Below are 20,698 nucleotides of genomic sequence, written 5' to 3'. Positions count from 1 at the left end.
ACTATGATACTACTTTTTATAGGACTGTGCAAGGAGAAAGCTCCTAGTCTGGCAAAATTCCTACCTGCTCCACAAAGCGCATAAAGGCTGCCTGTCCTTGTTCTGTCTGCTTGTAGACTCCTGTATCCTCAAGCACACGAGCAAAGATAGCCCCCACAGAGGCCTTGACGATTTCAAGGGCTTTTTCTTTATCTGTTAGGTCTGGATGGTGAGCTTTGAGTTGGTCTGCCCATTCCTGATGATAATCAGCAACTGTATCAGCTTCTCCTACAAGATAGCTAGCGACTTGCTCCACTTCTGCTTTCAGACGAGGTGGTAAAATAGCCAAACCCATGACCTCAATCAAACCGATATTTTCCTTCTTGATATGTTGGACATCCTTGTGAGGATGATAGATGCCATCAGGATGTTCTGCAGAAGTCTGATTGTCCCTCAAGACCAAGTCCAACTCAAACTGTCCATCACGCTTACGTGCTATAGGTGTGATGGTGTGATGCGGTGTCCCGTCTGTTTCTGCCAAAATCTGCACGGCAGGGTCTGAATACTGACGCCATTCCTGCAAAATCTTATCAGCTAAGTTAATCAAATCTTCTTTGGAATCTGAAGTCAAACGCAACACTGACATTGGCCACTTGACAATCCCAGCCTTAACCTGCTCAAAACCAGCAAATCGGAAGGTCTTTTGCAAGGGAGCCAATTCCATCGGAAAGACGTGACGGCCTCCCTGGTAGTGGTCATGAGTGAGAATAGACCCTCCCACAATCGGCAAGTCGGCATTAGATCCAGCAAAATATCCTGGAAACTGCTCTACGATAGCTAGCAGACGTTCAAAACTCTGACGACTAATGGCCATGGGACGATGCTGGCCATCTAAGAAAATACAGTGCTCATTAAAATAAGCATAGGGCGAATACTGGAAGCCCCACTCCTGACCAGCCATTTCAAAGCGGATAATACGGTGATTGCTACGGGCTGGGTGGTTAACTCGACCATGGTAGCCCTCATTCTCTAGACAAAGCTGACACTGAGGATAATTACTAGCTTGCACCAACTTGGCTGCCGCAATCTCTTTGGGATCCTTTTCAGGCTTAGAGAGATTGATGGTAATTTCAAGTTCACCGTAGTCAGACGGAACACGATAAGCGATATTTTTAGCAATGGCCTTGAGTTTGATGTAGTCATTCTTCTGACTGAGTCGGTAAAAATCCTCTATCGCTTGCTCAGGAGAGTGAGCATAGATTTCCCAGAAGTCACGATTGACCTGACTCGGACAAGGGGTCACCAAGTCCATTAGTTCAGCACCAAGGATTTCACGCGCAGCCTGACTATCCTCAATCGTCTCTAATCGAACGGCTTCCTCAACCAGCTGGTCCTTGAGGTCAATCACTTTATCCAGATCCGTCTCAACTTCCAAAACACCATCTCCCACTCGTGCCAAGACACGATTGGTCAGGTAGATTCGATCCATTTCCTCAAATGAACTTTCAGAAATGACATGTGTTACAAATTTATCTACTAAGGTCACTATAGAGCCTCCTTTTGACTAGTCAAGGACGCGAGTGCCACCTGCAACTTCAGCAATATAGAAGCTTGGAGCGTATCCAATTACTTCCTCGTAGTGTTTGCCTACAGCTTCCTTAAAGGCATCAACAGCATCTTTTTGCACCAAAGCAATGGCACAGCCGCCAAAACCAGCCCCTGTCATACGAGCACCGAGAACTCCTTCTTGAGCCCAAGCCGTATGAACTAGGGTATCTAATTCCAAGCCAGTTACTTCATAGTCATGCTCTAGGGAAACGTGTGACGCATTCATCAAACGACCAAATGTTTCCAAATCTCCTGCTTGAAGGGCTGCTTGAGCTTTGAGGGTACGTTGGTTTTCAAGCACAGCATGGCGAGCACGTTTCAAACGATTTTCATCTTTAATCAGATAGCTATATTGGTCAAAGGCCCACTCGTCCAATTCACCCAAGGTCTTAATATCCAAGGCAACTTGCAATTCTTCTACTGCTTTTTCACATTCAGCACGGCGTTCATTATATTTAGAATCCGCCAATTCACGGCATTTGTTAGTGTTCATGATAACAACGACATTGTCCTTCAAATCAAGTGGTACCAAATCATACTCTAAAGTGTTAGTATCTAAGTAAATAGCACGTTGGTCAGCCCCCATACCGATAGCAAACTGGTCCATGATACCAGAATTGACTCCGATAAAGTTATTTTCTGTTTGTTTTCCAATTTTAACCAAATCGAGACGCTCTAATTTTAAATCAAAGAGATGCTCTGCCACGACTCCTGTCAAGAGTTCAAGGGATGCTGAAGAAGACAAGCCAGCACCATTTGGGATATTCCCATAAACATAAAAATCAAAACCTTTGTCAATCACATGTCCAGCTTCTTGCAAGAAATGAAGAACCCCTTTTGGATAATTGGTCCAGTTGTGCTCTTTTTCAAACTTGAGGTCAGCGAGAGGCACTTCGATAATGCCCTTGTCCTCAAAGTTGGCTGAGTAGAAACGCAAGACTTGGTCATCACGTTTGCGAGCAGCCCCATAAGTTCCTAAGGAAATGGCTGCCGGAAATACATGTCCACCATTGTAGTCTGTGTGTTCACCAATCAAGTTGATACGGCCTGGTGAAAAGAAGGTTTGGTCCGCTTCTTGACCAAAAACAGCAAGAAAGTCTTTACGAAGTGCTTCTGCAGTAAGATGTTGTGTCATATGAATTCTCCTTTGACTGTCCGTTAAGTCACCTTAACGTGTAATCGTTTTCTTATATTGTATCTAAGGGATTTCCCAAGGTCAATCCTTTTTACTAAAATTTTACTAAACTATCAGTAAAAAGCAGAAAAATATGATATACTAACCTAATCAAGGAGGATTTATGGCTACTTTAAAAGACATTGCACAGCTAGCCTCTGTCTCTATCGCGACCGTATCCCGCGTCCTCAATCGCGACCAGAGCCTATCTGTTACAGAAGAAACCAGACACCGTATTTTAACCGTTGCTGAAGAGCTGGGCTACACCAAGCACCTCAAGACAGGCGAGTCCCACAAGCCCAAGCAAAAGATTGCCATTATCCAATGGGTCAGCGAACAAGGGGAGCTGGACGACCTCTACTACTACCAGATTCGCCTAGGCATAGAAAAAAGAGCCCAAGAGTTGGACTATGATATCTTGCGCTATTTTAATGACCATCCTTTTACCCTAAGCGAAGAAGTGATTGGGATTCTCTGCATCGGAAAGTTTAGCCGAGCTCAGATTTCTGCCTTTGAAGAATACCAAAAACCTCTTGTCTTTCTAGATAGCGATACCCTCTCGCTGGGACACACCTGCATTATCACAGACTTTTACACTGCCATGAAACAGGTTGTCGATTATTTTCTCAGCCAAGGGATGGACCGCATCGGGATTCTAACAGGCCTTGAAGAAACAACCGACCAAGAAGAAATCATTGAGGATAAGCGACTGGAAAATTTTAGGAACTACAGTCAAACAAAAGGAATCTATCATGATGAACTGGTCTTTCAAGGAAGCTTTACCGCCCAGTCTGGCTATGACTTGATGAAGGAGGCCATTCAGAGCTTAGGAAACCAACTGCCGCCAGCATTTTTCGCAGCTAGCGATAGTTTAGCCATCGGTGCCCTCCGTGCGCTCCAAGAAGCTGGAATCAGCCTGCCAGGCCGCGTCAGTCTTATTTCCTTTAACGATACTAGCCTGACCAAGCAAGTCTATCCTCCCCTCTCCAGCATCACCGTCTATACCGAAGAAATGGGCAGAGCAGGCATGGATATTCTTAATAAGGAAGTACTCCACGGTCGCAAAATCCCCAGCTTGACCATGCTGGGAACCAGACTGACATTGAGAGAGAGTACGAGGAATGATTAGGATTACAAAACTACCTCTAGCAAGGCTGTTTCTCTAATAATCTCTATGATTCCGCTCCAACTCACACTTTTCGCTTATGTGTTTGGTGACTTTCTAGGTCAGCATCAACTTCAATGGTAATATTTTGAAAGCCACAATCTTTGAGGAAAATTCGAATAGATTCTTTACAAGTTTCCATATGCTCCATCTCTTTTAAACAAACATGGACAATGGCATTTTTTTCCAAACCATCCATAGTCCAGAGATTAAGCTGATTGATACTAGCGACATGATCCAATTCTGCTAAATCCGTCTTGATTTTCTGGATATCTACTCCTTCTGGCACTGCATCGAGGAATATCTTGAGCGTTCTCCAAAAACGTGGAAGGGCTTTTGACAGAATAAAGAAGGAAATAGCAAGAGACAAGAGCGGATCCAAGATATACCAATCGGTAAATCGAAGAACAATGGCCATCAGGATGACAGCCACCCAACCCAAGGTATCTTCCAGAAAGTGCAGGCTGAGAATGGATTCGTTCTTGGTTTGTCCTTTGCGAATGACGAGACTCGCTAGCACATTGACAGTAATCGCAATAATTCCTAACCAGAGAATCCCCTCATCATTGACCGGTTGTGGATGAAAGATTTTCGCTATATTTTCCAAAATGACCAAAACGGACCCTGTCATAAGAATCACAGCCGTTACCATAGCCCCTAAAAGGCTAAAACGCTTGTAGCCCAAAGTATAGTGGCTGTCTTCTTCACGATTGGAGATACTTTCCAAAAAGGCTGAGATCCCAATAGCAATCGCATCTCCCAAGTCATGCACCGAGTCAGCAAGAACTGCACTGGAACCAAACACTCCACCAGCGATAAACTCGACAATGGCATAAGTCAAATTTAAGAAAAAAGCTAGCCAAACAGGATATTTTGCCTTCATATTTCTCATTCCTTTGTTATAATAGATTTATGAACATCTTGTTCATTATCATTATCCACTAAAACTCAAAGAAAGGATAGAAGCAAAAGGTCAGCTTTATTCAGTTCTGAACAATTTGCCTCAAGTGTCCATATGACTAACATTGACCGCCGTATCAGTAAAACAAAAAAAGCCATCTATCAAGCTTTTCTACAACTTTTGAATGCTAAGGGCTACGAGACCACTACTGTTCAGGATATCATTGATCTTGCAGATGTGGGACGCTCCACCTTTTACTGTCACTATGAGAGTAAGGAGCTGCTTCTGGACGAGCTCTGCCGCTACCTCTTCCATCACCTCTTTGAAAGAGAAAAATCCATTTCAACTAAGGTTTATCTCGCCCATCTCTTTCTTCATTTTCAGAAAAACCAAGACCATATCACCAGTTTACTATTCTCTAAGAATGACTACTTCCTCCGCCAACTCCAGAGAGAGTTGGAACACCACGTCTACCCCATGCTGGTTGACGATTTGAAAGAAGCACACCCAAGTCTGCCTGCTTCTTATCTCCAACACTTGGTCGTGACCAACTTTATCGAAACATTGACCTGGTGGCTCAAAAAAGGGCAAGACTTCACAAATCAGGAAGTTGTCCAGTTTTATCTAGACCTTTTCATTTCTAAAGACTAATACTCAATGAAAATCAAAGAGCAAACTAGGAAGCTAGCCGCAGGCTGTACTTGAGTACGGCAAGGTGAAGCTGACGTGGTTTGAATTTGATTTTCGAAGAGTATAAATACAGACTAGAGCTCAGTCGCCTTATACCCTGGCTACTGAGTTTTTATTTTTTCAATAATCAAAAAGCCCAGACGACATTGTCTGAGCTTTCTTCTATATAGTCGTTTAACCAAGTTGAGTTTAGCTTTTCAAGCTATTTCTTCAACAAACCTTGTTCTTGTAGAAACTCTTTGGCTACTTGTTCTGCTGACTTGCCTTCAACACCGACTTGATAGTTAAGCTGGCTCATCTGGCTTTCTGTAATCTTACCAGCCAATTTATTAAGAACTCTTTCCAACTCTGGATGTTTCTTGAGAAGAGCTTCTTTCATGAGTGGAGCCCCTTGATAAGGTGGGAAGAGTTGCTTGTCATCTTCCAAGATCTGTAAATCATAACGCGCCAATTCCGCATCAGTCGAATAGGCGTCCGTGATTTGAATATCACCTGACTGAATAGCCTGATAGCGAAGGGCTGGTTCCATCGTAGCTACATTGAGATTGAGACCATACATTGATTGCAAGCCCTTATTGCCATCTTCACGGTCATTAAACTCAAGTGTAAAGCCTGCCTTCAACTGCCCTTCCACTTTTTTCAAGTCCGAAATGGTCTTCAAGCCATATTCTTGAGCAATCTTTTTCGGAACAGCTACAGCATAGGTATTTTGATAAGACATAGGTTTGAGATAGGATAGATGATCCTGTTTGGCAATGCCATCACGTGCTACCTGATAAACCTGATCTGGCTCGTGACCCACTTTAGGTGATGGCTGAAGTAAACTTTCAGTCACCGTTCCTGTAAATTCAGGATAGATGTCAATATCGCCTTTTTTCAAAGCTTCATAAAGAAAGCTTGTTTTCCCAAAATTTGGTTTTACAGTCGCAGTCATGCTGGTATTTTCTTCAATAAGGAGTTTATACATATTGGCCAAAATTTCTGGTTCTGGACCCAATTTCCCAGCAATGACCAAGTTTTCTTTCTCTTTTTGAGCCAAGAGAGCTGGACTATAAGACAAACCAAGCAATAAGGTCACCAAGGCAAAACCTGAGAAAATCGTCCGCAATTTTGCTTTTTCCATCACTTTTAGTAGGAAGTTAAAGGCAATGGCAAGCACTGCAGAAGAAAGGGCCCCAATCAAAATCAGACTGGCATTATTACGGTCAATTCCCAAAAGAATAAAGGAACCCAGCCCCCCTGCACCAATCAAGGCCGCCAAGGTTGCTGTACCGATAACCAATACTGCTGCTGTCCGAATCCCAGACATGATAACAGGCATGGCAAGTGGAATTTCAAACTTCTTGAGACGTTCCCATCTAGTCATCCCAAAGGCAATCCCAGCCTCTTGCAGACTCGGATCAATTCCCTTGAGTCCAGTGATGGTATTTTGCAAAATAGGGAAAATCGCATAAATCACTAGAGCTGTCAAAGCCGGCAAGGTTCCAATTCCCATCAAGGGAATAAAGAGCCCTAACAAGGCCAAAGACGGGATGGTCTGGAAAATCCCTGCAATCTGCAAAACCCAGTCAGCCAACTTCTCATGATAGCGAAGATATACAGCTAAGGGAATCGCAATAAAAATAGCTAGTAACAGGGTCAAAAGTGACAACTGCAAATGTTGGGATAGAGCTGTCAACCAATCACTAAAACGATCCTGAAAAGTTGCAATTAAATTAGTCATGAACACTACCTCCAAACAAGTCTGCTACAAAGTCTGTTGCAGGGGCTTTTAAAATCGTCTCGGGATTCGCCACCTGACGAATCTCTCCATCCTGCAAGACAGCAATACGGTCCGCCAATTTCAAGGCTTCATCCGTATCATGGGTCACAAAAATCGTTGTCATCCCAAACTCTTTATGCAATTCTTTCGTCAGAACCTGCAACTGCTTTCTCGAAATCGCATCCAAGGCTGAAAAAGGTTCATCCATAAGCAAAATCTTAGGCTGACCAATCATGGCACGAACAATACCAACCCGTTGCTGTTCTCCACCAGATAGTTCACTAGGAAGTCGATGCCCATACTCAGCTACCGGTAAACCAACCTTAGCCAAAAGCTCTTCTGTTTTCTTCGCAATTTCTTCTTTAGTCCAACCCTTCATCTCAGGAATCAGGGCAATATTTTCTGCAACCGTTAGATTGGGAAACAGAGCAATGGCCTGTAAAACATAACCAGTAGAAAGACGAAGTTCACGCTCATCATAGTCTTTGATGCGCTTGCCATCCATATAAATATTTCCATCAGTCGGCTCCAAAAGACGGTTAATCATCTTAATCATGGTCGTCTTACCTGATCCAGAAGGTCCAACTAAAACCATAAACTCCCCATTCTTAATCCGTAAATTAACATCTCTCAAAACATCTTTTTCTGTGTAGCGCAAGGCTACATTTTTGTATTCAATCATTCTTTGTCCTCAATTTAAAACTTTCCTCGGTTGGTCAAATCTTCAACCTTTGGCATAATTTCCTTATTATCCCAATGCTCCACAATTTTCCCATTTTCTAGACGGAAGATATCGTACTGGGCATAAGCAAGGCCATCAATCTGAGTTTGACCATAACTAACCACATAGTTTCCTTTTCCTAATAGTTGGAAAATAAAGTCGAAAGTGACACCAGGTTCAGCCACATAGTTTTTATAAGCGACACTTCCTTGTCCAATCTCATGATTATGCTGAATCAAATCATCTGCCACATAATCACTCCACTGCTCCAGTTCCCCATTTTGGAAAATTTCTGTCAAGAAACGGCGAACCAACTTTTTATTTTCTGCTGTTTTGTCTAAATCCTTGATTTCAAAATCTCCAAAAATTTGATCTAATTGACCATTTTCAGGTGTTCGATAGTAGTCAATAACGTCCCAATGCTCCACGATACGTCCATTCTCATCTGCACGGAAAGTATCTGTCGTTACCCATTGAGCTTCCCCACCATTCAGATATTGATGAACATGAACAAAGACCAGATCGCCATCCTCAATAGTGCGGACAATCTTCATCTGACGTTCTGGATGACGCTCGAAGAAATTTGCAAAGAAGGCCGCAAACCCTTCTTTTCCGTCAGGCACACCTGTCGAGTGTTGGATATAAGTATCCCCTACAGACTGGGCTTGAGCCTCAGCAACTCGTCCGTCTTGAATGGCATGAATGTATAGGTTGTGAGCATTTTTCACTTGTTGTGACATGATTTAAACCTCATTTTCCTTCTCTTTCAGATTATCCAAAATTCTTTCTTGAAAGGCTTCAAACTGCCTAATTTCTTCCTCTGAAAATCCTTTGTAAAAGATCGTATCCAATTTCTGACTGACACGATGTCCCACTTCTTTCTGGGACTGCCCCAAATCTGTTAAAACTAAATACTTCTTACGCTTGTCTTCTCCACATGGACTAACAGTTACAAGATTTTGTTCCTCAAGCTTTTTTATCATAGTCGTCAGCGTATTATTAGCAAGACCAGTCGCAAGCGCAATATCTGTCGCAGTTGCGCAGCCAGTTTCACTATTCCATAAAACCGCTAAAATCTTACCCTGTTCACTACGATAAAGAGCTTCAGGATCTTGGCTCAGTAACTTTTGAAAAATCCGCCCATTCAACAAACGAATATGATGGGCTAGCAAATGACTATCTTTCATAACACCTCCAATTTATTTCGATATCGAAAAGAATAAAACAATTATAACACTCATCGTTCCAACTGTCAACTATTTCGATTTGGAAATAATTTTTCCCAGTAAAAAAACCTCCTACCCAAGGTAGAAGATTTTAATCTTATAAACTTAATCCGTCATGTCCGATACCAACGTTCGATGCTCCAATGGAACACTGCACATAACTAGCAAGAAAATGAAACCTGACTGAATCCAGAAGAGGGCCAAGTCAAAGATTCCGTGTACAGCAACCACTGTAAGGAAAGACAGATAAAGACCGATAATCGGGCGTTTCCCCGACTCCTGACTCATATCCATCATCAAGCGAACAGGAGCAACAGAAGACAAAACTAATAAAATAGTCCCCACAATTCCGTAACTCAGAATCGTATCGATATATAGACTGTGAGCATGTTCATGATAAGGAGCATTTATCCGAGGATAAGAGTGCATATAGGTCAATGGCCCCTCACCCCAGAAAGGATTTTGCTTAAATAAGGCCATCCCAGCATCCCAGATAGAAATGCGTTCTTCCATAGAAGAGTCTAAAGTCCCCATCCGAACTCCTAGATCACTGGAAAAGAGGAAACTCAAGCCAATCGCAAAGACCCCAATACTAAGCCAAAAGGCCTTCCAGTTTTTAATGGTCGTAAAGAGATAAATAATGGCTCCAGCGATAATAGCAGGAAATGCAGTTCGATTTTGCGTAAAGTTCAAACCAAAGAGATTCACAAAGCCTGCAAACACACAGAATACTTTCAACCAATTCAACTTGGTCGTTGTAAACAGATAGAAGGCAATCATGATACAGAAACAACAAATAATTCCATAATAATTAGGATTAAAGAAGGTCACTTCTGCACGATTCTGATGCCACACCTGCATATTGGGTGAAAGAAAAGCATAGTTAAATTTCTTCACAATTTGGAAATGTTCTAAACTCGCAAAAGCAGCTGACAAGACGCTACCAAACAAGACGAGCTGCAAAATCAATCGAAAGAATTTATGTGATAAAATCGACTGATAGTGCAAAAAGAAAACAGTAAATAGAAAAATTCCTACTGAAGCCACAACTCCCATCCAATTTTGTGCAAAAACGGATATAACAGTACTATAGCCAAGAAAAAGAAGCAGCATCGGATGCTCCCCCATTTTCTGAAGAATACTTTTCATGTCTCCTGTAAAAATCAAACTGATAATATATAAACAGAATACAACTACAAAAAGATAAAAGGGTAAAAAGATACTCAGGATAATTCCCAATAAAATCAGCTCTTTACTAGACAACCCTCTCAGCTTTTCAATAAAGCCTATTGATTTCAAAATGAATCCTTTCTCTCCAAATCAGTTGATTCAGATAATAGTAAGCTATCCTATATTGTACCACTTTTTTAGCAATTTGAAAACAAAGGAAACGTTTTCCAAAATAAAAATCCTATTTTATCAACCATATCAAGGCTTCAAAATGTTACTTTAATTCCGTTCTCAATTACCCGATAAGTCTGATTTTGCAAATCAATTTCTGCTACTGCTGTTACGGACTTATCTTTATTTTGACGTTTGATTACAATGCTGTGGGCTGTTGGTGTTTCAACGTCAATAGTTCCTTCTAAATCAAATGCTTCTGAACGATTACGGAAAGAAAATAGATTGAGAAGTGCCTTCACCACAGGACGTTGGACTTCTTCTGCTATTTCCTCATTGCTATAGTAATGACGATTAATATTTCGACCTTCTTTAGTTTCTTCTAATAATTTCAAGTCATTCTTGCCTGCTAATAGACCTACATAGTAAACTTGAGGAATACCTGGAGCAAAAGCTTGAATTAGACGAGCGAGAAAATACTTAACATCATCATCTCCAAGCGCAGAATAATAGGTTGAATTGATTTGGTAGATATCTAAATTATTATACTCGGCACTGGAGTACTTACGTTTGACATTAGCTCCAACCTTATAGAGTTCATTTGAAGCATAATCAATCTCCTCATCGGTCAGGATATCCTTGACATCTACTACTCCAATCCCATCATGGGTATCTAGCGTCGTAAATTGCTTCATCGGGCTCATCTTCAACCACTTAGCCAAACGCTCTGTTCTGGAACTGTAAAGAGTATAAAGTGTCACCATTGGAAGAGCAAAATCATAAACATAGTAATCATGGTCTGCTATTTTAAACTGAATCGAATAGTGTTCATGAATCTCAGGTAAAAGCTCTGTCCCATACTCAGCAGCGATATCTCGAACTTTGTCCAATAAATCCCAAATATCTGGTTCTACAAAGAAATCATTAGTATCCAATTTCTTCACTGCATAAGCAAAGGCATCTAGACGAATCAAATCACATCAATTACTTGCCAAGTGCTGAATGGTCTTACGGATAAATTCCATCGTTACTTCTTTGCTCACATCAAGATCAATCTGCTCCTCACCAAAGGTATTCCACAAATGTTCCACTGAACCATCTTCAAACACAATCTCTTGCTTTGGTGCACGATCCTTACGCTTGTAAATTAAATCTACATCAGACTGTGTTGGACGGTTTTCTGGCCAAAACTTATCCCAGTTTAAAAAGAGATCTTTAAATTCACTGGCTTCATGTTTTTCTTGATAGTCCTTATAATACTTAGATTGACGAGAAATATGGTTAATCATAAAGTCAAACATAAGATAATACTTCTCACCTAAACGCTTAACATCCTCCCAATCACCAAAAGCTGAGTCCACTTCGTCGTAGTCAACTGGCGCAAATCCACGATCACCTGTTGATGGGAAAAATGGTAGAAGGTGAACTCCCCCAATAGCATCTCCAAAATGCTCTTCCAAATTCTCATATAAGTCTTTAAGATTATTTCCCAGACTATCTGAATAGGTAATCAACATGGTTTTATTCTGAATTGGCATCATTACTCTCCTTTTTCTAATTGAAGCCAAGTCTTATATGACCTGGCTTCGTAAATCAAATTCATTTTAAATCTCTGTTTATCATCAAACTCGTATTAATATAGACTGTGATAAACTAAGTACTACTTTATTTTTTTCTTGAATTGTCAATAAGCTGAATCGTCCCTTCGTATACGGAATTGAACACGGGACTAATTTCTTAGGAAAAAAGATAAATCTTCTTGTGTGCAAGCACACTACGTCAATTTCCTATTTTTCTACAGAAATTTTCAGCAAGCTGAATCGTCCCTTTGTATCTTATTTCACTGCTCCGTTGCTCATTCCTGAAATAATATGTTTTTGGAAGATGAGGTAGACGACAGTAATTGTTACAATTCCCACAATATAGGATGCAAAACTTGGCCCATAGTCATTAAAATACTGACCTTGGTAGTTGTACTGGAAGAGAGGCAAAGTCCACAGCTTGGAATCCTTATTCAAAATCAACAATGGCAACATGAAGTCATTCCAGAACCAAAGGGCATTGATGATCATGGTTGTCGCATGCATGGGTTTCATCATTGGGAAGATAATTCGACGGTAAGTTGTAAATCGATCAGCCCCATCGATTTCCGCAGCTTCATCTAAACTATCTGGTACACTGATTTTAATATAACCGACATACAAGAAGAGGGTCTGTGGAATTGCATAAGTTAGATAAAGTAGTACCAACCCCCACATATTTGCCAGGCCGAGTTTGCTCATCATAACTGTGATAGGAATCATAATCACCTGAAATGGAACAAATATCCCTAAGATCAAGAGCGAATACATAATTGCAAAGGCTTTTTTCTTGGACATATTTCGAGCAATGGAATAGGCTGCAGCTGGTATAAAGAAGGCTACTACAATCAATGATAATACCGTAATAACAGCTGAATTCCAGAAATAACCTCCAATCCCATCCGAAACCAATCGTTCATAATTGCTTAATGTAAAAGGATTGGGCAAACTAAAGAAATGATTCATGATATCCTTGGTTGTCTTGAAGGAACTAAAAACCGTTACCAACAAAGGAACAAGTATAAGAATACCACCTACTATCAAGAGGACATACTTCCAAAACTGATTCAATTTTTCTTCTTTTTTCATGTGTAAGACTCCCCTATTAGATTTCAAATTTCTTTGATAGTTTGATTTGGATCAGAGAAACAATTCCAATAATTAAGAATAAAATCAAGGCAATTGCATTCGCATATCCATATTGATTACTCTTGAAGGCATAGTTATAGACTAAAAGACCAAGAGACGTTGTAGCATTATTAGGACCACCACTCGTCAAAGCAAAAATTTGGTCAAAGGCAGTCAAACCGGACTTAAGAGCTAGGATAAAAACCATAGAAATCGTTGGCAACAAATATGGTAATTCAATTTTCCAAAAAGTTTGTTTGCTTGTTGCACCATCAATTGATGCCGCCTCCAAAATATCAGATGGAATACTCTGAAGACCAGCAAGAAAGAGAATAATTGGCATTGCTACTCCTTGCCATAGAAGAACAAAAATAGTTGCCACTACCGCTCCGATTGGTGTTCCTAATAGACTTTCTTGTAAAAAACTAATCCCTAAAATTTTTCCAATCGTTGGAAGACCATAGTTGAAGAATTGTTTAAAAATCAAGGAAACTGTCAAACCAGACAAAACCGCTGGGAAAAAGAACCATGCTCTAAAGAAGGTTTGCCCTTTCATCTTAGAATTCAAGGCTCGAGCCACAACCATCCCAATTGTAATCTCTCCAATAATCAATGCCAGGGTTAAAATCAAAGTAAAAGCTATGGCTGTGAAGAATTTCCCATCAATCATCAGCAATTTGTAGTTATTCAGACCAACAAATTTATAATTATAGGTCAATCCAGTCCAGTTAGTCAAACTATAGAAAGCACCTTGTACCATCGGAAAGTAAAAGAAGATAGCTTGTAATGCAAGCGGGATGAGCAAAAAAGTCCAACCCCAGTATTTATTTAAAATTTTTCGAATAGCCATATCATCTTAACTCCTATTCTAGTCCAAATCTGCCTTCATTGGATTAAAGAAAGCATTGAGATTGTTTGCCATATTTTTCAGATTTTTATCCATCAAGTAACCTGCACTTAGATTGAAAAAATCTTCTTCAGAATTCCAGTATTGGCCCAACCAAACATAATGTTTATCCGTAAATGCTAGTTTAGAAATCTCTGCAAGTGCTGAATCTTCTTTTTCCTGTACACCTTTTATAGCAACTGGTGATCCATCCACATCATAATATGCTTGCATAGCTTTTGGACTAGTCATATAGCTGATAAATTCTTCGGTTTCTTTAGGATGTTTGGTAGTAGCTGAAGTTGATAATGCCATGTCCCCTGCACCAACAGTGACTTCTTTTCCTACTTCTTCTCCTGGGAAGGCAAACATCCCCACATCAAATTTTGGATCCTGTTGATTAATTGCCGCTAATGCCCATGATCCTTGCGGCATCATCAAGGCTTTTTCATTCGAGAATGCTACCACCGCATCATTATAAGAGGCACCACGCCATCCATCTTGAGCATTATCCGCCAACAAATCTAGTCGTTCTGCATCTGCTTTTAAAATAGCATCATCTGCAGAAATAGCATTTGGTTTTGAAAAGCGAAGATAGTTATTAGCTGCGTCTCCACTGCCTGTAATGGTAATGAGAGAAAGTTGGTGATAACCGTTTAATGTCCATCCTTCATTGCCTGCAACTGCAAACGGAGAATTCCCACTATCTTTTATCTTTTTAACAATCTCTTGAAACTCTTTAAAAGTCTTCGGTTCCTCAAGTCCTAATTCTTTAAACTTTGTTTTATTGTAATAAATTCCATAAAGGTTAGCAGTTAAAGGCACACTATAAATCTTGTTATTGATTGCATACTTTTCTGCATAGTCATTCTTAATATTCTCAAGATAAGATTTCCCTGTCATATCTGCAAAGTAACCTGCTTTTGCCCACTCCTGAAAATCCATATTTTGAGGATAGATATTAACAATATCTGGAACATCTCCTGATAAAATCCGAGTCTTCAGAACAATACCAGCTGCCGGAACAGTCGTCAGTTTTACATCAATAGTAGGATGATCCTTTTCAAAATTATCTACAATTTTTTGCAAAGTATCCGCCATTTCGGTCTTCTGGTTAAAAAATTCAATCGTTACCTTTCCATCAGTCGATTGATTATTCTGACCACAAGCTGCTAGACCTAGTAAACTAGCCCCAGCGACTAAAAGAAAACCTGCTTTCTTATACCATTTCATTGGAAAGCCTCCTTTATAAATTTATACACCTTTATTATAGTCTTCTAAAAATATACTGTCTACTCAAAAAATCTCCTTGGGATAAGATAACAGTTAAGCCTGCATACATGAGTTCTGCACCTGAGTAAACTTCTCCATTTTCCTGTAATTCATACAGTCCCTCTTCATCCAAATCTTTTAACTTTAAAGTTGTTTCCATGGTCTCTACAACTGACAAAACGCGAACGTAGGTTACAATCGTTTGATTTTTGTAATTAAATTGTACAGCTGCTTCATTGGATGCAGACTCGGGATTGATTAACCTATACTGTTGTCCTAACTGAACTACTGGTCGTAATTCTTTATACAAGTTCACCTGATTAGCAATCTCAGCTTTCTCTTCATCTGATAAACTTGTCAAATCAAGCTCATATCCCAAATTTCCCATCATTGCTACATGACCACGTGTTTCTAATGGTGTCGTTCGCCCCATCTGATGATTCGGTACTGCTGACACATGAGCCCCCATAGAAATGGTTGGATAGAGATAAGATGAACCGTATTGAATTGGTAAACGTGCAATAGCATCAGTATTATCACTAGTCCAGACTTGTGGGAAATAGCGCATCATACCCAGATCATTTCGTCCACCACCACCAGAGCAGGACTCAAAGAGAATATGGCTGTGCTTCTCTGTCAGATAAGAAACGAGTTCGTAAAGCCCCAACATGTACTGATGAGATTGCATCTTTGTCTCTAGATAAGTAAAGCCATTTCCTAGGTTGGTCATATTACGATTCATATCCCATTTAATATAATCAATCTCATGATAAGATAGGAGTTGATCTAAGACATTTTTCAAGTATTCTACTACCTGAGGATTGGCAAGATTAAGTACTAATTGATTCCGAGAATAAGTATGCTCATATCCTGGAACCTGAATAGCCCAGTCAGGATGTTTACGATACAAATCACTATCTACAGAAATCATTTCCGGTTCTAACCAAAGTCCAAACTGTAGACCTCTTTCATGGATAGCTGAAATCAGACTTTCTAGGCTACCACCCAGTTTTTTCTCATTAACAATCCAATCACCTAAAGCACGATTATCATCAAAGCGATTGCCAAACCATCCATCATCCAATACAAAAAGTTCAATACCAACTTTCTTAGCTTCATCAGCCAGCTCTAACAGTTTTTCTCTCTGAAAGTCAAAGTAGGTTGCTTCCCAGTTATTGATTAGAATTGGACGTTCTTTTTTAGAAAATTTACTTGGCAGAATATGCTTCAGTACAAAATTTTGACTTTCATGGCTAATACCAGTTAATCCCTTATCTGAATAGGTCACTAAAGCTACTGGTGTTTCAAAGTATTCCTCAGGGTCTAACTTCCAAGAAAAGTTTTCCGAATTAATCCCAATCGCCAGTCGAACTTCATTCAATTGATTCCTTTGAACAAAAGCTTCAAAGTTTCCACTATACATTAGTTGAATAGCAAGTGCATTCCCAGCATCCTCTGTGACTCCTTGATCACATAGTAGAAGAGCTGGTGTTTGAGCATGACCAGAAGCACCGCGGTTCGAACTAATCGAAAAGATTCCTTGTTCTACCTGTTGACGTCTGACAGTCTTTTCGCGAGCATAAGCACCCTGAAGAGTTACGATTTCGTAAGCTGCAGCTGGCAAATCAGCCATAAAAGAAAAATCTTTATGGATGACAACTTCCTGATTACTATTATTCTCTAATTTACTGTAGCTAGCAATTGTCGCATCATTATCAAAAGCAGTATAATACAAAGTCAGGCTAAGTTGAGCCTTAGAATCTTCTAACATCAAAGCAAGGGTCTCTGTATCGTCCATGCTATGCGGAGAAGGTAATCCCTGTGGACCATTCTGACCTTTTAAAATCTTTGCTTCTACAAATCGAAAGTCTGTTACTTCAGTTACACTATGCTGAACCTGTATAGTTGGTTTCCTAAAATCTCCTAAGCCATGTTGTCCGAAAATCTGACGCTGAGTATCTAAACTAAAGGTTCTATTATTAGCCGTTGGATTCCCTGAAAAGGCATGGTCTCGTTCATAAACACTATTGCAACCTTTATAGTTCTTAATAGTCTTTCCTAAATGTTTCAAAAGTAAGTAGCCATTTCGATTTTCAATAATCAAACTTAAATTTTTACTCTCAACATAAAATAGATTATTCTCTAGCCTAACTCCCATTTACTTCACCTCATCACTTTATTGATTCTATTTTATCATCTGAAATCGCTTTCCAAAATAGAAAAATGTCTCAAGAATATGGTAAAATGTTAGGTAGGAGGTAGCACATGCTAGTTTTTTCAGAATACCAGACTGGAACAATTGACCTTTCCTTAAGCTTTTATGGATATGAGGAATGCACACCAAATTACTCTTTTGGTCCAGCCATTCGTGATACATACGTTCTACATTACATTACTAAAGGACAAGGAAAATTTCATTACAAGGGTAAAATTGTTGATTTAAAAGAAGGAGATTTCTTTCTATTAAAACCATAGGAACTAACCTTTTATCAAGCAGATAGTAAAGAACCTTGGGCCTACTACTGGTTGGGAATCACTGGAGGGAAAGCTCCTGATTATTTTGCTCTTTCTCAAATTTCTGACCAATCCTATCTCATCCAATCTGAAACTTGTCATACCCAGTCTACTGCAAAACTCATCTCAGACATTGTCCGCTTCGCTCAGATTACAAAATCAAATGAATTAGCTCAACTCCATATCATGGGACAGCTCCATGAACTGATGTTTCATCTGGGAACTATTGCTCCCAATCAGAAAAAAAATAATATTTCATCAACCCACCAACTCTATCTTGAATGCAAAAGATTAATTGATAGCCACTATCCTCAATCACTTACAATCCAAGATTTAGCAAAAGAACTATCCGTTCACAGGAGCTACTTATCAAGTGTATTCAAAGAATTTAATACCTTATCACCTAAAGAATACCTACTCTACGTTCGAATGCACCGAGCTAAACAACTTCTCGAAAATACCCAAGAGTCCATCAAGGTAATTGCATACTCGGTAGGTTTTTCAGATCCACTACATTTTTCTAAAGCCTATAAACAATACTTTAATCAGACTCCAAGTCATACAAGAAAAGAATACTCTCAATACCAACTAGTGAGAAAGGAAACACTATGAAATCCTACCAAGCTGTCTATCAGATTCTAGCTAAAGAAACCGACTATATAAGCGGAGAAAAAATTGCAGAAGAACTATCACTGACCCGAACATCAATTTGGAAAGCCATCAAGCGGTTAGAACAAGAAGGCATTGAAATTGATAGTATCAAAAACAAAGGCTATAAACTGGTGAATGGAGACCTTATTCTTCCAGAACTTCTAGAAGAAAATCTTCCAATTAAAGTCAGCTTTAAACCCGAAACAAAATCAACACAACTAGATGCAAAAGAAGCAATTGATTTAGGAAATGAAGCAAACACCCTCTATATAGCTTCCTATCAAACAGCAGGCCGAGGTCGATTTCAACGTTCTTTCTACTCACCACAAGGTGGCATTTATATGACACTCCATCTTAAACCAAATCTCCCCTATGACCAATTACCATCCTACACACTACTTGTAGCAGGAGCTATCTACAAAGCCATTAAGAACCTAACATTAATAGATGTCGACATAAAATGGGTCAATGATATCTACCTAAACAATCATAAAATTGGAGGAATTCTCACTGAAGCAATGACCTCTGTAGAAACAGGCTTAGTCACAGATATCATTATTGGAGTAGGAATCAACTTTACTATTAATGACTTCCCACAAGAGTTAAAAGAAAAAGCTGCTAGCTTATTTAAAACTACAGCTCCAATAACAAGGAATGAATTAATCATAGAAATCTGGCGTGCTTTCTTCGAAACACCAGCAGATGAGTTATTATACCTATATAAAAAACAGTCATTCGTTCTAGGAAAAGAAGTTACTTTCACACTAGATCAAAAAGACTACAAGGGACTTGCTAAAGACATCTCTGAAAGTGGTAAACTTTTAGTTCAATGTGATAACGGAAAAGAAATCTGGCTCAATAGCGGAGAAATTTCACTCAAGGGTTGGAAGTGAAATAACACAATTATAATATAAACGATATAAAAATAACTTCAGATTAGTAATGCAATTAAGTTTTACAGATTTGAAGTTTTATTGTCTCTAAAAGTAAAAAAGAGAGTTACAAACTCTCATTAAAACGGAGAATAAGGGATTCGAACCCTTGCGCCAGTTACCCGACCTAACGATTTAGCAAACCGTCCTCTTCAGCCTCTTGAGTAATTCTCCAATTAATGGGCACGAGTGGACTCGAACCACCGACCTCACGCTTATCAGGCGTGCGCTCTAACCACCTGAGCTACGCGCCCAAGTTAAAAACTTGGTAATTTGAACAAAGTTCAAAGCGGGTGACGAGAATCGAACTCGCGACAACAGCTTGGAAGGCTGTAGTTTTACCACTAAACTACACCCGCATACATACTATAAGTAAAAATGGCGCGAGACGGAATCGAACCGCCGACACATGGAGCTTCAATCCATTGCTCTACCAACTGAGCTACCGAGCCTTATTGCGGGAGCAGGATTTGAACCTACGACCTTCGGGTTATGAGCCCGACGAGCTACCGAGCTGCTCCATCCCGCGTTAATATAAAAGGAGGATGTGGGATTCGAACCCACGCACGCTTTTACACGCCTGACGGTTTTCAAGACCGTTCCCTTCAGCCGGACTTGGGTAATCCTCCAATATTCAAATGGACCTTGTAGGACTTGAACCTACGACCACTCGGTTATGAGCCGAGAGCTCTAACCAGCTGAGCTAAAGGTCCGACAAGATCATTATAGCGGCGAAGGGGATCGAACCCCCGACCTCCCGGGTATGAACCGGACGCTCTAGCCAGCTGAGCTACACCGCCATGTATCGGGAAGACAGGATTCGAACCTGCGACACCTTGGTCCCAAACCAAGTACTCTACCAAGCTGAGCTACTTCCCGAGTTAAATAGAAAAATGCACCCTAGAGGAGTCGAACCTCTAACCGCCTGATTCGTAGTCAGGTACTCTATCCAGTTGAGCTAAGGGTGCTCATTATATTATGCCGAGGACCGGAATCGAACCGGTACGATCGTTACCAATCGCAGGATTTTAAGTCCTGTGCGTCTGCCAGTTCCGCCACCCCGGCCTCTCTAAGCGAACGACGGGATTCGAACCCGCGACCCCCACCTTGGCAAGGTGGTGTTCTACCACTGAACTACGTTCGCACTATTTTCTTCTATCTAAAAATG

At 40.2% G+C, this 20,698-nt stretch carries 15 protein-coding genes, 12 tRNA genes and 2 pseudogenes; 4 read left to right on the top strand and 25 right to left on the bottom strand.

Translation table 11 applies throughout. The features are described from left to right. Positions 1-43: 43 nt before the first annotated feature. Both HT714_RS03945 and HT714_RS03940 read right to left on the bottom strand, forming a co-directional pair. On the bottom strand, positions 44-1,525 hold the full coding sequence (locus HT714_RS03945; protein WP_173225524.1) for a UDP-glucose--hexose-1-phosphate uridylyltransferase: 1,482 nt from the start codon (positions 1,523-1,525) through the stop codon (positions 44-46). A gap of 18 nt (positions 1,526-1,543) precedes the next feature. Then, positions 1,544-2,722 (bottom strand): galactokinase, encoded by a 1,179-nt coding sequence (locus HT714_RS03940; RefSeq protein ID WP_173251525.1) that lies wholly within the window; start codon positions 2,720-2,722, stop codon positions 1,544-1,546. A 163-nt stretch (positions 2,723-2,885) separates the two neighbouring features. On the opposite strand from HT714_RS03940, the gene galR reads away from it, so the two are divergent. Beyond that, complete coding sequence (gene galR / locus HT714_RS03935) at positions 2,886-3,890, top strand: DNA-binding transcriptional regulator GalR (protein ID WP_173225518.1); 1,005 nt, start codon at positions 2,886-2,888, stop codon at positions 3,888-3,890. A gap of 61 nt (positions 3,891-3,951) precedes the next feature. On the opposite strand, the gene HT714_RS03930 is transcribed toward galR, so the two are convergent. Then, the gene (locus HT714_RS03930) at positions 3,952-4,809 is read right to left on the bottom strand and encodes a cation diffusion facilitator family transporter (protein ID WP_173225515.1); all 858 of its coding nucleotides are present in this window, start codon (positions 4,807-4,809) and stop codon (positions 3,952-3,954) included. Between the two features lie 132 nt (positions 4,810-4,941). On the opposite strand from HT714_RS03930, the gene HT714_RS03925 reads away from it, so the two are divergent. After that, positions 4,942-5,478 carry a TetR/AcrR family transcriptional regulator gene (locus HT714_RS03925; RefSeq protein ID WP_173225512.1) on the top strand — a complete coding sequence of 179 codons (537 nt, stop codon included), beginning with the start codon at positions 4,942-4,944 and terminating at the stop codon, positions 5,476-5,478. 241 nt (positions 5,479-5,719) lie between these two features. On the opposite strand, the gene HT714_RS03920 is transcribed toward HT714_RS03925, so the two are convergent. The 10 genes and pseudogenes from HT714_RS03920 to HT714_RS03875 form a co-directional block, all read right to left on the bottom strand. Then, positions 5,720-7,240, bottom strand: a complete 1,521-nt coding sequence (locus HT714_RS03920) for an ABC transporter permease/substrate-binding protein (RefSeq protein ID WP_173225509.1) — start codon at positions 7,238-7,240, stop codon at positions 5,720-5,722. Beyond that, complete coding sequence (locus HT714_RS03915; RefSeq protein WP_173225506.1) at positions 7,233-7,961, bottom strand: ABC transporter ATP-binding protein; 729 nt, start codon at positions 7,959-7,961, stop codon at positions 7,233-7,235. The genes HT714_RS03920 and HT714_RS03915 overlap by 8 nt, the downstream gene beginning before the upstream one ends. 14 nt (positions 7,962-7,975) lie before the next feature. Continuing rightward, positions 7,976-8,740 carry an ester cyclase gene (locus HT714_RS03910; protein WP_173225504.1) on the bottom strand — a complete coding sequence of 255 codons (765 nt, stop codon included), beginning with the start codon at positions 8,738-8,740 and terminating at the stop codon, positions 7,976-7,978. 3 nt (positions 8,741-8,743) lie between these two features. Continuing rightward, positions 8,744-9,187, bottom strand: coding sequence for a MarR family transcriptional regulator (locus tag HT714_RS03905; protein ID WP_173225501.1), 444 nt, complete (start codon positions 9,185-9,187; stop codon positions 8,744-8,746). Positions 9,188-9,331: 144 nt separating this feature from the next. Beyond that, complete coding sequence (locus HT714_RS03900) at positions 9,332-10,525, bottom strand: O-antigen ligase (RefSeq protein ID WP_173225498.1); 1,194 nt, start codon at positions 10,523-10,525, stop codon at positions 9,332-9,334. A 137-nt stretch (positions 10,526-10,662) separates the two neighbouring features. Continuing rightward, positions 10,663-12,105: pseudogene (gtfA, locus tag HT714_RS03895) on the bottom strand (sucrose phosphorylase). A 297-nt stretch (positions 12,106-12,402) separates the two neighbouring features. Beyond that, a complete protein-coding gene (locus HT714_RS03890; RefSeq protein WP_173225495.1) occupies positions 12,403-13,236 on the bottom strand; it encodes a carbohydrate ABC transporter permease in 834 nt (277 codons plus the stop codon). Between the two features lie 16 nt (positions 13,237-13,252). Next, on the bottom strand, positions 13,253-14,125 hold the full coding sequence (locus tag HT714_RS03885) for a sugar ABC transporter permease (protein WP_001007715.1): 873 nt from the start codon (positions 14,123-14,125) through the stop codon (positions 13,253-13,255). 18 nt (positions 14,126-14,143) lie between these two features. Continuing rightward, entirely contained in the window at positions 14,144-15,394 is a 1,251-nt protein-coding gene (locus HT714_RS03880; protein WP_173225492.1) for an extracellular solute-binding protein, read from the bottom strand. A gap of 34 nt (positions 15,395-15,428) precedes the next feature. Next, positions 15,429-17,591: an alpha-galactosidase gene (locus tag HT714_RS03875; RefSeq protein WP_173225489.1), complete on the bottom strand. Its 2,163-nt coding sequence runs from the start codon at positions 17,589-17,591 to the stop codon at positions 15,429-15,431. A gap of 107 nt (positions 17,592-17,698) precedes the next feature. On the opposite strand from HT714_RS03875, the pseudogene HT714_RS03870 reads away from it, so the two are divergent. Continuing rightward, positions 17,699-18,559 (top strand): annotated as a pseudogene (locus HT714_RS03870) (AraC family transcriptional regulator). Further along, the gene (gene birA / locus HT714_RS03865; protein WP_173225486.1) at positions 18,556-19,491 is read left to right on the top strand and encodes a bifunctional biotin--[acetyl-CoA-carboxylase] ligase/biotin operon repressor BirA; all 936 of its coding nucleotides are present in this window, start codon (positions 18,556-18,558) and stop codon (positions 19,489-19,491) included. The pseudogene HT714_RS03870 and the gene birA overlap by 4 nt, the downstream one beginning before the upstream one ends. Positions 19,492-19,616: 125 nt before the next feature. Here birA and HT714_RS03860 read toward each other — a convergent pair. The 12 genes from HT714_RS03860 to HT714_RS03805 all read right to left on the bottom strand — a co-directional run bounded on the left by HT714_RS03860 (position 19,617) and on the right by HT714_RS03805 (position 20,674). Further along, positions 19,617-19,704, bottom strand: a tRNA-Ser gene (locus HT714_RS03860). A gap of 6 nt (positions 19,705-19,710) precedes the next feature. Next, positions 19,711-19,784, bottom strand: a tRNA-Ile gene (locus HT714_RS03855). A 34-nt stretch (positions 19,785-19,818) separates the two neighbouring features. Further along, positions 19,819-19,889, bottom strand: a tRNA-Gly gene (locus HT714_RS03850). A gap of 20 nt (positions 19,890-19,909) precedes the next feature. After that, positions 19,910-19,982 (bottom strand) — tRNA-Phe (locus tag HT714_RS03845). Positions 19,983-19,985: 3 nt separating this feature from the next. Further along, positions 19,986-20,059 (bottom strand) — tRNA-Met (locus HT714_RS03840). Positions 20,060-20,069: 10 nt separating this feature from the next. After that, a tRNA-Ser gene (locus HT714_RS03835) sits at positions 20,070-20,159 on the bottom strand. A 10-nt stretch (positions 20,160-20,169) separates the two neighbouring features. Continuing rightward, positions 20,170-20,243: transfer RNA gene (locus HT714_RS03830), tRNA-Ile, on the bottom strand. A gap of 13 nt (positions 20,244-20,256) precedes the next feature. Continuing rightward, positions 20,257-20,330, bottom strand: a tRNA-Met gene (locus tag HT714_RS03825). Positions 20,331-20,335: 5 nt separating this feature from the next. Beyond that, positions 20,336-20,409: transfer RNA gene (locus HT714_RS03820), tRNA-Pro, on the bottom strand. A 15-nt stretch (positions 20,410-20,424) separates the two neighbouring features. Next, positions 20,425-20,498, bottom strand: a tRNA-Arg gene (locus HT714_RS03815). Positions 20,499-20,509: 11 nt separating this feature from the next. Beyond that, a tRNA-Leu gene (locus tag HT714_RS03810) sits at positions 20,510-20,595 on the bottom strand. Between the two features lie 7 nt (positions 20,596-20,602). After that, positions 20,603-20,674 (bottom strand) — tRNA-Gly (locus HT714_RS03805). Between the last annotated feature and the right edge of the window lie 24 nt (positions 20,675-20,698).

Origin of the sequence: Streptococcus sp. 3705, from assembly GCF_013277145.1 — a bacterium.
GTDB lineage: Bacteria > Bacillota > Bacilli > Lactobacillales > Streptococcaceae > Streptococcus.
This window is presented reverse-complemented; position numbering and strand designations above follow the sequence as displayed.

What these genes read in the sequence shown, in the direction of transcription:
- HT714_RS03940 (WP_173251525.1), bottom strand. Translation starts at nt 2,722, where the DNA reads ATGACACAACATCTTACTGCAGAAGCACTTCGTAAAGACTTTCTTGCT.
- galR (WP_173225518.1), top strand. Translation starts at nt 2,886, where the DNA reads ATGGCTACTTTAAAAGACATTGCACAGCTAGCCTCTGTCTCTATCGCG.
- HT714_RS03930 (WP_173225515.1), bottom strand. Translation starts at nt 4,809, where the DNA reads ATGAAGGCAAAATATCCTGTTTGGCTAGCTTTTTTCTTAAATTTGACT.
- HT714_RS03925 (WP_173225512.1), top strand. Translation starts at nt 4,942, where the DNA reads ATGACTAACATTGACCGCCGTATCAGTAAAACAAAAAAAGCCATCTAT.
- HT714_RS03920 (WP_173225509.1), bottom strand. Translation starts at nt 7,240, where the DNA reads ATGACTAATTTAATTGCAACTTTTCAGGATCGTTTTAGTGATTGGTTG.
- HT714_RS03915 (WP_173225506.1), bottom strand. Translation starts at nt 7,961, where the DNA reads ATGATTGAATACAAAAATGTAGCCTTGCGCTACACAGAAAAAGATGTT.
- HT714_RS03910 (WP_173225504.1), bottom strand. Translation starts at nt 8,740, where the DNA reads ATGTCACAACAAGTGAAAAATGCTCACAACCTATACATTCATGCCATT.
- HT714_RS03905 (WP_173225501.1), bottom strand. Translation starts at nt 9,187, where the DNA reads ATGAAAGATAGTCATTTGCTAGCCCATCATATTCGTTTGTTGAATGGG.
- HT714_RS03890 (WP_173225495.1), bottom strand. Translation starts at nt 13,236, where the DNA reads ATGAAAAAAGAAGAAAAATTGAATCAGTTTTGGAAGTATGTCCTCTTG.
- HT714_RS03885 (WP_001007715.1), bottom strand. Translation starts at nt 14,125, where the DNA reads ATGGCTATTCGAAAAATTTTAAATAAATACTGGGGTTGGACTTTTTTG.
- HT714_RS03880 (WP_173225492.1), bottom strand. Translation starts at nt 15,394, where the DNA reads ATGAAATGGTATAAGAAAGCAGGTTTTCTTTTAGTCGCTGGGGCTAGT.
- HT714_RS03875 (WP_173225489.1), bottom strand. Translation starts at nt 17,591, where the DNA reads ATGGGAGTTAGGCTAGAGAATAATCTATTTTATGTTGAGAGTAAAAAT.
- birA (WP_173225486.1), top strand. Translation starts at nt 18,556, where the DNA reads ATGAAATCCTACCAAGCTGTCTATCAGATTCTAGCTAAAGAAACCGAC.